This window comes from Candidatus Dependentiae bacterium (assembly GCA_013821315.1).
Lineage (GTDB): Bacteria > Babelota > Babeliae > Babelales > Babelaceae > JACDHA01.
Map to the genome: position 1 here is coordinate 1 of JACDHA010000031.1, position 12,845 is coordinate 12,845.

General features: G+C 36.8%; 11 protein-coding genes. 3 read left to right on the top strand and 8 right to left on the bottom strand.

Annotation, left to right across the window (positions count from 1 at the left end; genetic code table 11):
* Both H0X48_06170 and H0X48_06175 read left to right on the top strand, forming a co-directional pair.
* A partial coding sequence (locus H0X48_06170; GenBank protein MBA3954878.1) for a hypothetical protein occupies positions 1–825 on the top strand: 825 nt, incomplete at its 5' end.
* Positions 752–1,516 carry a M48 family metalloprotease gene (locus H0X48_06175; protein MBA3954879.1) on the top strand — a complete coding sequence of 255 codons (765 nt, stop codon included), beginning with the start codon at positions 752–754 and terminating at the stop codon, positions 1,514–1,516. The genes H0X48_06170 and H0X48_06175, both read left to right, overlap by 74 nt.
* A gap of 70 nt (positions 1,517–1,586) precedes the next feature.
* Here the strand turns inward: H0X48_06175 and H0X48_06180 are convergent, their stop codons facing one another.
* The 8 genes from H0X48_06180 to H0X48_06215 form a co-directional block, all read right to left on the bottom strand.
* Positions 1,587–3,251 (bottom strand): ankyrin repeat domain-containing protein, encoded by a 1,665-nt coding sequence (locus H0X48_06180; protein ID MBA3954880.1) that lies wholly within the window; start codon positions 3,249–3,251, stop codon positions 1,587–1,589.
* Positions 3,252–3,283: 32 nt separating this feature from the next.
* Positions 3,284–4,558 (bottom strand): ankyrin repeat domain-containing protein, encoded by a 1,275-nt coding sequence (locus H0X48_06185; protein ID MBA3954881.1) that lies wholly within the window; start codon positions 4,556–4,558, stop codon positions 3,284–3,286.
* 32 nt (positions 4,559–4,590) lie between these two features.
* Positions 4,591–5,922 (bottom strand): ankyrin repeat domain-containing protein, encoded by a 1,332-nt coding sequence (locus H0X48_06190; GenBank protein ID MBA3954882.1) that lies wholly within the window; start codon positions 5,920–5,922, stop codon positions 4,591–4,593.
* A gap of 32 nt (positions 5,923–5,954) precedes the next feature.
* Positions 5,955–7,259 carry an ankyrin repeat domain-containing protein gene (locus H0X48_06195; GenBank protein ID MBA3954883.1) on the bottom strand — a complete coding sequence of 435 codons (1,305 nt, stop codon included), beginning with the start codon at positions 7,257–7,259 and terminating at the stop codon, positions 5,955–5,957.
* Positions 7,260–7,291: 32 nt separating this feature from the next.
* Positions 7,292–8,167, bottom strand: a complete 876-nt coding sequence (locus tag H0X48_06200) for an ankyrin repeat domain-containing protein (protein MBA3954884.1) — start codon at positions 8,165–8,167, stop codon at positions 7,292–7,294.
* 63 nt (positions 8,168–8,230) lie between these two features.
* Entirely contained in the window at positions 8,231–8,470 is a 240-nt protein-coding gene (locus H0X48_06205) for a hypothetical protein (GenBank protein MBA3954885.1), read from the bottom strand.
* A gap of 33 nt (positions 8,471–8,503) precedes the next feature.
* Positions 8,504–10,438, bottom strand: coding sequence for an ankyrin repeat domain-containing protein (locus tag H0X48_06210; protein ID MBA3954886.1), 1,935 nt, complete (start codon positions 10,436–10,438; stop codon positions 8,504–8,506).
* 32 nt (positions 10,439–10,470) lie between these two features.
* The gene (locus H0X48_06215) at positions 10,471–12,060 is read right to left on the bottom strand and encodes an ankyrin repeat domain-containing protein (protein ID MBA3954887.1); all 1,590 of its coding nucleotides are present in this window, start codon (positions 12,058–12,060) and stop codon (positions 10,471–10,473) included.
* 264 nt (positions 12,061–12,324) lie between these two features.
* On the opposite strand from H0X48_06215, the gene H0X48_06220 reads away from it, so the two are divergent.
* Positions 12,325–12,612 carry a DUF1622 domain-containing protein gene (locus H0X48_06220; GenBank protein ID MBA3954888.1) on the top strand — a complete coding sequence of 96 codons (288 nt, stop codon included), beginning with the start codon at positions 12,325–12,327 and terminating at the stop codon, positions 12,610–12,612.
* The last annotated feature ends 233 nt before the right edge of the window (positions 12,613–12,845 follow it).

Here is a 12,845-nt window from a genome sequence, read left to right on the forward strand (position 1 = left end):
CTTTCAGTCTACGTAGAAGGAAATGTTACACATTTATTTAAAAACAGACAACAACGCTCATTTGATTTATGTAAAAATGGCCCTTTAAGCAGATACCTCTTGTTAAAAGAATTAAACTCTGATGGCACTTATGCTCATAATCTTGTAAGCGGCATAAACTATACTACTCGCACTATAACGTCGAGCGTTTCTGTCAAAGGTGACATAAGTGCTAAAGTAGCTTATCGCACCGACAGGCTCTCAATTGACGTAGGGTATAACTTTTATGGCAATACGCAAGAAACAGTCTGCTTTACTCGAGCACAATGCAATAAAGACACAAAGCGGTTAGTAGGCATTAAAGGAACTGAAGGTGTCTGTTATCGTGAGTATACAACTACCAGTACGGTGCCAAGTATGTTTGATAGACTCGTACAAGAGCCAACGCTTAATGCAACACAAAGCAGAGCTACCTTGCGGTCACGTGGCTTTACTAATCATAAAAAAGCCCCTAATTTACTTGATTCAAGCGATATTGCAGTAACAGCAACAAGTATACAAACGGGAAGCACAGAAGAGACCGGTGTTGAAAAAGCTTATCTTTCAGAACCACCAGTAACTCTTAAAACTAAAAATTTAGATAAGCAATCAGGCAGAGCTCCTGCTATTGCTACTCATAAACTGTTTGGGTACATAGGATATAATTTTGAAAAAATACAAAGCTTACAGTGCGCTGATGGCTTTATAGGCATAGGCGGAGAGTTTGAGTTTGATGCTCTTGATTATAGCCAAAGAAATAGCATCAACCAATGGAGTACGTATATTAAAGGTGGATTGGCATTCTAACACTATGCATACACCAAAAAACATATCTACGCCTGATCTAACACACCTTAAGCAAGAGCTTCACACAAGAGTTGAGCATATACTTACTTTATTTTCTTGGCCGCACAATACGCGGCCAGGTATTACCGTGCGTTATATTTACGACACACACTATCACGAAGCAATTGCTTATACGCAATTTTTAGTCGATACACGTATTTCAGCTTTAGATATCATAAAACTTGTACCACACAATTATACTATTACCCTTAACTACCTTGAGCTTCAAGACTATACACAGCCTATGCAAGATTTTATTATAGCTCACGAGATAGCTCATGTGTTACAAATGGAAAAACATGCCACCGAGCTTATTGCTATAAAATTACTTTCTCTTCCCTATAGTGCAGGGTTGGGCTTTGCACTTGCTGTGTCATCTTTTATGGGCGCATCGTATGCAACAGAACTCTTTTTTATTTGGTTTGGCATAGCCCTTCTCTGCAATGCTCTTGTACGATCGTATGAGATGCAAGCAGATAAGCAAGCAGCTCGAGCCTTAAGTACTGCTCAAGGTGGTATAGACTTTATGAAAGAGTATACCACCCAACACAAATTGCTACTCTCTCAATGGACCAACTTTTTTGTATATTATCTATTTGCTACACATCCTACACCAGAGCAACGTGCTTTAAAACTTAAAAGCTATCAGTAAAAAAGCTACTGCTTTTTGCTTCAGAGAGCATCAATAAAGTCCTGTTAAATAGCGTGAGTTTTACTTGTTGTCATTCTTGATTGTCTGGAGTATCTTCTTTTAAAGCTTTATCTGATTCTGTTAATTTACTATCAAGTAGCTTTTTTAAAAGTTCCACGTTACCTGCAGCTACCGCTGCCTCTACCGGCGCAACACCAAGAGTATTTCTTTTACTCCATAGTTTCTTATTATCGTCAGCAGAGTATAGGCTCAACAACAGTTCTAACACCTGCTGACTGTTATGCGCTATAGCTAAATGCAACAGCGTATTATCATCTTTGCCACACGTATTTAAACTAAAGCCTTCTTTAAGCAGTTCTGTAACTTTGACTACGTCGTCTTGCTTGACAGCTTGTAGCAGTTCCTGCCTTTTGAGATCTACTTGTACTTTTATAAAAGCAGGCATAAAAGCACCTCTACTAAGTAAATCGGCTATAGACTTAAAACTACGCGCTGTACTTAACTGTCCCTGATTGCTTTTAGCTTGTGCCAAAACTTTATTAAAGAGTACACTGCGGGGAATTTGAGCTTTAAAAGCAAGAAGTATTTCTACTATTAATCGATGGCCTTGATTTACTGCACATTCAATAGGCCTATTACCATCTATTGCCTGAGCATTACTATCAGCTTTATTATTAAGAAGTAGCTCTACCACACGGCTGTGGCCATTATAAGCGGCCATATGAAGAGGAGTAACCTTGTTACTATTTTTAATATCACTATCCACACCTTTTTTGAGTAATAAATCAGCTATATCACTCCAACCATGCTCTGCAGCCCAATGCAGCAAAGTAGAATCTACACCTACTGTATACGTTTTAACATCTGCACCTGATTGAAGCAGTAGGATTACCACATCCTTATGTTTCATTTGAGCAGCTAATTGAACAGCAGTATTATTACGGGGACCTTGCTCATTTATACGAGCACCTGATTGAAGTAACAGCTCGACTACTTCTTTATGACCATTACCTGCAGCTAATTGAAGAGCATTAGAATTATCATGCTTTTTAGCTTGAGCCTCAATATCAGCTTTATGTTGAACTAAGATTTGTACTGCATTTTTATGCCCATCCTCTGCTGCTAACATAAGCGGTGTAATACTTTTTTGATCTTCAGCATTAACATCTGCACCTGCTTCAATGAGCATTTCCATTATTTCACAACGATCATTTGATGCGGCTAAATGTAATGCAGTAATACCATCAGTAGCTTGAAATTCAACATGAGCTTCAAGCAATAGCTCTACTATAGTTTTGTAATTGCTTTCTATAGCCCAACGAAGAGTAAACTCGTTGTAGCCAATCTTACTGTTAGCACGTTCATGTGCTCTAAGAAGTAACTCAAGTATCTCTTTATTATCTTGCGGCACAGCATAAAAGAATATATTTTTATTATTTTTAGTTAAAACAGTAACGTTAGCACCTGCTTTAATTAAGAGTTCTACTATCTCTGTATGACCAAACAAAACAGCTATATGCAAAGCAGTAATACCATCAGCCATATCATCCTTATAACTATAACGCAAGTTAATAATACGGGTATTGCCACATAAGGCTTCGACCTCTTGAACATTACCTGCTTTAATGGCACGAATAAGCTCTTGAGCTGATTTATTAATAGAATCACTATTCATGCCATAGCTATTTGATATAAGAAAAAGTAATGATGCAATAAAATAAAAAATCCGTTTCATAAGTAAATCCTAAAATGAGGTTATTATTGAGCTTATGTGCTCTTTAAATCTATAGATGCTTGACGAGAACGCTTGCTACCTGTTGTCTGAGTAGCATCTATAGTAACATTTTCTTGACTAATATTCAGCATTATTTTGAATGCCTCAAAATTTGATACTGATAGAGCTACTTGCATCGGCGTTAGTCCAGCGCTATTTTTTTTATCCCATACATTTTTATTATCTTGTGAACAAAAATAAACAAGCAGAGCTAATACGTTATGGCTCTTATGAGCTATAGCTACATGCAGTAGATTATTACCATTTTTGCCACAGGTATTAATGCTAAAACCTTCTTTGAGTAGCACCTTAACAGCCTCAACATTATCTTGTTTAATTGTTGTTAATAAGTGCTCTTTTTTAGTATTTATCAATTCTTTCATAGCTGGACAAGCGTACACACCTTTATTTAATAGTTGCACTTTAGCTTTAAAGTCAGGTGCTATGCGAAGTTGTAATTGGTTTTCTTGTGCTTGCATTACAATTGAATTAGCAACTAAGTTTTGTGGAATTTCAGCTCCAAAAGCAATTAATACCTCTACAGCTTCTTCGTAATGAAAAAGAGCAGCCCCACGTAAAGGATTACTGCCATATTCATTTAGAGCATTAACATCTGCGCCTTTGGCAAGTAAGAGCTCTACGGTTTTTTTATGACCGTCTCGCGCAGCATAATGTAAAGCAGTATTATTAAAATGTATATCATTTTTAACAGTAATATCTGCACCTTGTTCAATGAACATCTCTACTATATCTGTATAACCAGAGTGCGCGGCGAAATGTAAAGGAGTATAACCATTGCAATTTTTAGCAGTAACATCTGCACCTTTTTGGAGTAATAACTTTACTACTTCTTTATGACCTTCAGATACAGCATGATGTAAAGGAGTATCTCCATGCGGATTTTTAGCATTAATATCTGCACCTTTTTGGAGTAACAGCATTACTACTTCTTTATGACCACTATATGCAACCCCATGTAAAGGAGTATGAAAGTTTTCAAGGTTAAGATTGATAGTAGCCATAAAAGCTAGAAGGCAAGCTGAATCTCCATTGAGGATTGCTTGTATAAGTTCAGGATCAATTTTAGCAGGATCAATTTTAGCAATTATACTAACAACAAGAGCAAGAACTTGAACACCAAGCGAGTCTCCATTCTGGGCTGCTTTTATAAGATCAGATTCAAACGCACTAGTAGAATGGGTAGTCATACCATAACCAGCTGGTATTAAAAAAAGAGATGATACAATAAAATAAAACATGCGTTTCATGATTAAATCCTAAAATTAGAGTATTATTGAGCTTATTTGCTATTTAAATCTGCATGTTCTTTACGAGGACGCTTGCTACCTGTTGTCTGAGGAGCATCTGCAGTAGTATATTCTTTACTGATATTCAGCATTATTTTTAATGCCTCAAAGTTTGATTGTGCTAGAGCTACGTGCATCGGCGTTAGTCCAGCGCTATTTTTTTTATCCCATACATTTTTATTATCTTGTGAACAAAAATAAACAAGCAGGGCTAATACGTTATGACTCTTATGAGCTATAGCTATATGCAGTAAATTATTACCATCTTTACCACAGGTATTAATGCTAAAGCCTTTTTTGAGTAATGCCTTAACTTTTTCAACATTATTGTATTTAACTGCCTCTAAAATAAGTTGTCTTTTAACATCCACAAGTTCTCTTACAGCAGAACAAGCATATATACCTTGACGAAGCAACTCAGCTTTAGCTTTAAAACTCTTTACTGTACGTATCTGCGTTTGGTCTTTTTGTGCTTGTACTATAATTGGATGCAAAGCTAATTCTTCTGGAATTTTAGCTCCAAAAGCAAGTAATATCTCGACTACTTTTTTCTTTTTGTCTTTTGAAGCCCAATTGTAACTAACAACATACTCTAAAGGGGTATTACCCTCTTCAGCTCGTACATTACTTTTTGCACCTTTCTGGAGTAACAGTTCTACAACTTTTGCATAGCCCCTACGTGCAGCCAAATGTAAAGCAGTGTTCCTATTCTTTATATCTTTAGCATTAACATGTGCACCTTTTTCCAGCAACAGCCTTACTATTTCTTCTTGCTCACAGCTGCTCTCTGCAGCCAAATGTAAAGCAGTTTGATGATAGTCATTTATAGCATTAACATCTGCCCCTTCTTGAAGTAACAGCTCTACTACTTCTATACGGCCTAACTCTGCAGCCAAATGTAAAGCAGTACACCCCTCTTCCTCTTCATCTTCATCTTCATTTCCTTCAACCCTACTATTAATAGAGACACCTTTTTGGAGTAATAGCTTTACTACTTCTGGATAACCATTATGTGCAGCACTATGCAAAGGAGTATAATTACTTTCATCTTCAGTATCGATATCTGCACCTTTTTCGAGTAACAACTTTACTACTTCTTTATGGCCATTACTTGCAGCACAATGTAAAGCAGTCGCAGTATCTTCATCTGTAGCATTAATATTAACTTCGGCATGAGCAATAAGAGCTTGAACACGAGCCAAATCTCCACTCTTAGCTGCTTGTATAAGCTCACGCTCAAGAGCACTAGCAGAATGTGTATCCATACCATAACCAAATGGTATTAAAAAGAGAGACGATAAAATAAAATAAAAAATACGTTTCATAAGTAAATCCTAAAATTAAAGTGTCATTGAGCTTATTTGCTCTTTAAATCTGTATCTTCTCTGCGATGACGCTTACTACCTGTTGCTTGAGTAGCATCTGTTGTAATATTTTCTTGACTGATACCAAGTATTATTTTTAGTGCCTCAAAGTTTGAAGTTGCTAGAGCTACTTGTATTGGAGTTAGTCCTCTGCTATTCTTTTTATCCCATACATTTTTATTGTCTTGCGAACAGAAATACAATAAAAAACGTAGGACTTTATTGCTTTTATGAGCTATAACTACGTGCAGTAAGTTATCTCCATCTCTACCACAGGTATTAATACTAAAGCCTTCTTTGAGTAGTGTCTCAACTTTTTCAACACTGTTACATTTAACTGCCTCTAAAAGAAGCTCTCTTTTAAGAGCCACTAGCTCTTTTATAGCAGGACAAGCATATATACCTTGATTTAACAGCCTAGCTCTAGCTTTAAAAGTAAGAGCTGATCTTAGTTCTGCTTGATCTTTTTGTGCCTGCATAACTAGCTGATGTAATATTAGATCCTGTGGTACTTGCGCATTAAAACTTATAAGCATTTCAGCTATCCCTTTATAGTCGTTTTCTGCAGCCACATGTAAAGCAGTATAATCCTCTTCATCTTTAGCATTGATATCAGCACCTGACTTGAGCAGCAGCTCTACTACCTCTTTATGGCCACATTGTGCAGCCACATGTAAAGCCGTATTATCCTCTTCATCTTTAGCATTGATATCAGCACCTGACTTGAGCAGCAGCTCTACTACCTCTTTATGGCCGCATTGTGCAGCCACATGTAAAGCCGTATTATCCTCTTCATCTTTAGCATTGATATCAGCACCTGACTTGAGCAGCAGCTCTACTACCTCTTTATGGCCGTTTTCTGCAGCCAAATGTAAAGCAGTATAACCCTCTTCCTCTTCATCTTCATCTTCATTTCCTTCAACCCTAGTATTAATCGAGGCACCTTTTTGGAGTAATAGCTTTACTACTTCTGCATAACCAGCATATGCAGCACTATGCAAAGGAGTATGATTATTTTCATCTTCAGTATCGATATCTGCGCCTTTTTCGAGTAACAACTTTACTACTTCTTTATGCCCATTACGTGCAGCACCATGTAAAGCAGTCGCAGTATTTTCATCTGTAGCATTAATATGAACTTCAGCATGAGCAATAAGAGCTTGAACACAAGCTAAATCTCCACTCTTAGCTGCTTGTATAAGCTCACGTTCAAGCGGACTAGCAGAATGTGTATCCATACTATAACCAGGCGGTATTAAAAAGAGAGACGATAAAATAAAATAAAAAATACGTTTCATAAGTAAATCCTAAAATTAAAGTGTCATTGAGCTTATTTGCTCTTTAAATCTGTATCTTCTCTGCGATGACGCTTACTACCTGTTGCTTGAGTAGCATCTGTTGTAATATTTTCTTGACTGATACCAAGTATTATTTTTAGTGCCTCAAAGTTTGAAGTTGCTAGAGCTACTTGTATTGGAGTTAGTCCTCTGCTATTCTTTTTATCCCATACATTTTTATTGTCTTGCGAACAGAAATACAATAAAAAACGTAGGACTTTATTGCTTTTATGAGCTATAACTACGTGCAGTAAGTTATCTCCATCTCTACCACAGGTATTAATACTAAAGCCTTCTTTGAGTAGTGTCTCAACTTTTTCAACACTGTTACATTTAACTGCCTCTAAAAGAAGCTCTCTTTTAAGAGCCACTAGCTCTTTTATAGCAGGACAAGCATATATACCTTGATTTAACAGCCTAGCTCTAGCTTTAAAAGTAAGAGCTGATCTTAGTTCTGCTTGATCTTTTTGTGCCTGCATAACTAGCTGATGTAATATTAGATCCTGTGGTACTTGCGCATTAAAACTTATAAGTATTTCAGCTATCTCTTTATAGCCTTTTTGTACAGCCAAATGTAAAGCAGTAGCATTATCATCGGTTTTAGCATTAATATCAGTACCTAACTTGAGCAGCAACTCTACTACCTCTTTATGGCCCTTATGTGCAGCACAATGTAAAGCAGTCCAATTATCAGTAAGCTTAGCACTAATATCAGCACCTAACTTGAGCAGCAGCGCTACTACCTCTTTATGATCGTTTTGTACAGCCGCATGTAAAGCAGTAATATTATAAGCTGCCTTACCGTTAATATCAGCACCTAACTTGAGCAGCAACGCTACTACCTCTTTATGGCCGTATTGTGCAGCCATATGTAAAGCAGTCCAATTCTGAGCTTCCTTAGCATTAATATCAGCGCCTAACTTGAGCAGTAACTATACTATCTCTTTATGGCCCCCAGCTGCAGCCCAATGTAAAGCTTGACTACCATTTGCTCCTTGAGCACTAACGTTAACTGAAAGATTAGTGATTAAATTTCTTACTTTATCTATATCACCTACCTTTGCAGCGTCTATGAGCTGTTGATCAAGCGCATTAATAGAATCAGTATTCATACCATAACTTAACGGTATAAGGAAAAGAGAAAATAAAAGTAATCTAAAAATGAGTTTCATAGAGATGCCCTTGATACTTTAATTATTTTATTATTACTGAGGAGCTTGTTTAATAGGCTCTTGATTGGCGTCTTGACAAGCACCTTTATGGCTCACTGTTTGAGTTGTCTCTTCTTGTTCTCTTCCAGCTGCTATAAGCATTTTTAAAAGATCAAGATTACCTTCAGCTACAGCCAGTTCCACTGGCGTTAATCCATTATTATTCTTTTTATCTAATGCCCTAGGATTGTCTTTTGAACAGAAAAGTAACAATACCTTTAGTACATCTTGACTGTTATGCTTTACAGCTAAATGCAGCAAAGTGTTACCATCTTTACCACAAGTGTTTAAACTGAAGCCTTCTTTGAGCAATGCCTTAACCTTTTCAACTTTATCTTTCTTAACTGCTGTTAAAAGCCGACTCCTTTTATCATTTATTAATTGTTGTATAGCCGGACAAGCATAAACATTTTGATTAAGTAACTGTGCTATAGCTTTAAAATTAGGGGCTATACGAAGCCGTGTTTGGTTCTTATTTGCTTGTACTACACATTCATAGGCAATTGAACTTTTTCTAATTTCAACTCCAAAAGCAAGGAATATCTCTATTATAGTTACGTTTCTTTGTTCCACAGCCAAATCTAAAGCAGTATAACCAGAAAAACTTACAACACTACTATCTGCACCCTTTACAAGTAATAACTCAACTACTTTCTTATGACTAGACTGTACAGCTAGATATAAAGCAGTCTGATCGTTTCTATCTTTAGCATTAATATTTGCACCACTTGCAAGCAATAACTCCACTATTTCCTTAAGGTCTATATCTGCAGCCTTACTAAAGCGACTGCCTGCAGCCCAATGTAAAGCAACCTCACCCTCATCGCTTGCAGCATTAATATCTGCACCTAACTTGAGCAGTACCATCACTACCTTTTTATAACCTGTCCTTGCAGCCCAATGCAAAGGAGTGGTTCCAGATACATCTTGAACATTAACATTTAGACCTTTTGCAAGAAACAACCTCACCAAGCCCTTACTACCGCTCATTGCAACTAGATGTAAAGGAGTATAGCCCTGGACATTTATACCAAAATTTGCACCCTTTGAAAGTAACAACTTCACTACGTCCTTACAGCTAAAAATTGCAGCCATAGATAAAGGAGTCTCACCATAGGTATTTTTATAATTAATATTAGCGCCTGCTTGGAGCAACAACTTCACTACCTCTGACTGACCCGTTCCTGCAGCATAATGCAAAGCAGTACAACCATCTGTTTGCTCATCGTCCACATATTCAGAATCAATTTTAACTGGAATATTAATATCTGCATTGTTTGCAGCAAGCAGTAGCTTTACTATTTCTTTACATTTATATTCTGCAGCTAAATGTAAAGGAACTCTACCATCTATATCTTTAAGAGTAATATCTGCATCTTTTGCAAGTAATAGCTCTACTAAACTCTTATGACCAAACTGTACAGCTAAATGTAAAGCAGTACCATTATTACCTGTCTTAGCATTAATATCAGCACCAGCTGCAAGTAAAAGATTCCCTACCTCCTTATGACCATGTTCTGCAGCTAAATGTAAGGCACTATAATTATTAGCTCCCTTAGCATTAACATCAGCACCTAACTCTAATAATAGCTTTACTACCTCTTTATGCCCATTTTGTGCAGCAAAATGTAAAGCAGTACCATTATTACCTGTCTTAGCATTAATATCAGCACCTAACTTCAACAGCAACGCTGCTACCTCTTTATGACCCCCAGCTGCAGCCCAATGTAAAGCTTGACTATTATTTACTGCTTTAGCACTAACGTTAACTGAAAGATTGGTAATTAAATCTCTTACTTTATCTATATCACCTGCCGTTGCAGCATCTATCAATTGCTGATCAAGCGGATTAATAGAATTTGTATTCATACCATAACTTAACGGTATAACTAAAAGAGAAAATAAAAATGTATAAAGTATATATTTCATAAGAAAACCTTTTATAATTACTAGTGTTAAGATTATTCGCGCACTTTTTTAGTGCATTCTAGAGCAGAATCCTTTTCACGAGAACGTTTATGGCTCACTGTTTGAGTTGCATCTTCTTGTTCTCTTCCAGCTGCTATAAGCATTCTTAAAATTTCAAGATTACCTGCAGCTACAGCTGCTTCAACTGGCGTTAATCCATCATTATTCTTTTTATCCCATGCCTTAGGATTGTCTTTTGAACAGAAAGGCAACAGCACCTTTAGTACGTCCTGACTATTATGCTTTACAGCTAAATGCAGCAAAGTGTTACCATCTTTACCACACGTGTTTAAACTAAAGCCTTCTTTGAGCAGTGTCTTAACTTTTTTAGCCTTGTTGTGCTTAACTGCTTCTAAAAGAAGTTCTCTTTTAGCACCGATAAGCTCTTTTATAGCAGGACAGACATATATACCTTGATTTAACAGTCTAGCTCGAGCTTTAAAAGTAAGAGCTGACCTTAATTCTGCTTGATCTTTTTGTGCCTGCATAACTAGCTGATGTAATATTAGATCCTGTGGTACTTGTGCGTTAAAACTTATAAGCATTTCAGCTATCTCTTTATAGCCTTTTTGTGCAGCCACATGTAAAGCAGTAGCATTATTACTATCTAGAGCACTAATATCAGCACCTAACTTGAGCAGCAGCTCCAATACCTCTTTATGGCCATTTTGTGCAGCCAAATGCAAAGCAGTATTATTATGAGCTGCCTTAGCATTAATATCAGCACCTAACTTGAGCAGCAACTCTACTACCTCTTTATGGCCCTTTAGTGCAGCCAAATGCAAAGCAGTAAAATCATGCTGAGTTGACTTAGCATTAATATCAGCACCTAACTTGAGCAGCAGTTCCACTACCTCTTTATGGCCATTTAGTGCAGCCAAATGCAAAGCAGTAGCATTATTATTACTTGTCTTAGCGTCAATGTCAGCACCTGACTTGAGCAGCAGCTCTACCAAATCTTTATGGCCTTCTTCTGCAGCCAAATGCAAAGGAGTATTATTATTACTTGTCTTAGCATTAATGTCAGCACCTAACTTGAGCAGCAACTCTACTACCTCTTTATGGCTCTTTTGCGCAGCCACATGCAAAGCAGTAGCATTATTACTATCTAGAGCACTAATATCAGCACCTAACTTGAGCAGCAACTTCACTACCTCTTTATGGCCGTTTCGTGCAGCCACATGCAAAGCAGTAGCATTATTACTATCTAGAGCACTAATATCAGCACCTAACTTGAGCAGCAGCTCTATTACCTCTTTATGGCCCTTTTGTGCAGCAAAATGTAAAGCACTAGCATTATGAGTGCCCTTAGCATTAATATAAGCACCTAACTTGAGCAGCAGCTCTACTACCTCTTTATGCCCATTTTGTGCAGCAAAATGTAAAGCTTGACTACCATTTACTGCTTTAGCACTAACGCTAACTGAAAGATTGGTAATTAAATCTCTTACTTGATCTATATCACCTATCGTTGCAGCGTCTATGAGCTGCTGATCAAATGGATTAAGAGAATCAGTATTCATACCATAACTTAACGGTATAAGATAAAGAGAAAACAAAAGTAATTGAAAGAAATATTTCATAGTTAACCCTTAGATCGCAATAATTTTTTGTTTTAATATTTGTAATTATAATTATATCTTAAATAAAATTTATTTCAAGCCTTAGGGGATTATGATTCATTTATTGGCAAGCATAAAGATTGACAACAAGCTTGTTAGTATGATGGACTAAGGCTATGTTTTGGTTAAAATAATTGATGCACTCTAAGCTGGTAGGATAGAAAGATGCAATTACATACTTTATTTTCTTTATTTCTTGAATCTTGTGAATACATAGTCTCTTTTATGGGAGTTTTAGTTATTGTTATTAGTAGTTTCCGGGCAATTAAGTTGTACTTTTTGCGTTTTACCCGTCATCAAGGTACCGTAATTGGTATAAATCAAATACGTCTTGAGCTAGGCTATGGTATAACGTTAGGTCTTGAGTTTGCCGTTGCTGGTGACATTATTGGCTCAGTGGCACATCCTAGCTACTCGGAGCTTGGCATCCTAGCAATTATTGTGCTTATTCGTACGTTACTTAGTTATTTTCTTAATAAAGAATTACAATCATTAACGCAACATGATAAATAAAACAACAAACACCTATGTTGCTATCGACAAAAGATTCCTGACGTACTAGATTAGATTTAGCATTCAAGCTGAGCTTAAGTACTAAAAAAGGAGTCTGTATGAAGTATATACTTACCACTCTAGGGCTATGCCTTATGATTCTGAGTATACAAGGTAAAACTAAAGTAGGTTCAAGGGAATCTAATCTAAGTACATTTGGAGAAATTAGTTCAACGCAGCCGTGTACGCCAAAT

What these genes read in the sequence shown, in the direction of transcription:
- H0X48_06185 (MBA3954881.1), bottom strand. Translation starts at nt 4,558, where the DNA reads ATGAAACGCATGTTTTATTTTATTGTATCATCTCTTTTTTTAATACCA.
- H0X48_06195 (MBA3954883.1), bottom strand. Translation starts at nt 7,259, where the DNA reads ATGAAACGTATTTTTTATTTTATTTTATCGTCTCTCTTTTTAATACCG.
- H0X48_06200 (MBA3954884.1), bottom strand. Translation starts at nt 8,167, where the DNA reads ATGGCTGCACAATACGGCCATAAAGAGGTAGTAGCGTTGCTGCTCAAG.
- H0X48_06220 (MBA3954888.1), top strand. Translation starts at nt 12,325, where the DNA reads ATGGGAGTTTTAGTTATTGTTATTAGTAGTTTCCGGGCAATTAAGTTG.
- H0X48_06215 (MBA3954887.1), bottom strand. Translation starts at nt 12,060, where the DNA reads ATGAAATATTTCTTTCAATTACTTTTGTTTTCTCTTTATCTTATACCG.
- H0X48_06210 (MBA3954886.1), bottom strand. Translation starts at nt 10,438, where the DNA reads ATGAAATATATACTTTATACATTTTTATTTTCTCTTTTAGTTATACCG.
- H0X48_06205 (MBA3954885.1), bottom strand. Translation starts at nt 8,470, where the DNA reads ATGAAACTCATTTTTAGATTACTTTTATTTTCTCTTTTCCTTATACCG.
- H0X48_06180 (MBA3954880.1), bottom strand. Translation starts at nt 3,251, where the DNA reads ATGAAACGGATTTTTTATTTTATTGCATCATTACTTTTTCTTATATCA.
- H0X48_06175 (MBA3954879.1), top strand. Translation starts at nt 752, where the DNA reads ATGCTCTTGATTATAGCCAAAGAAATAGCATCAACCAATGGAGTACGT.
- H0X48_06190 (MBA3954882.1), bottom strand. Translation starts at nt 5,922, where the DNA reads ATGAAACGTATTTTTTATTTTATTTTATCGTCTCTCTTTTTAATACCA.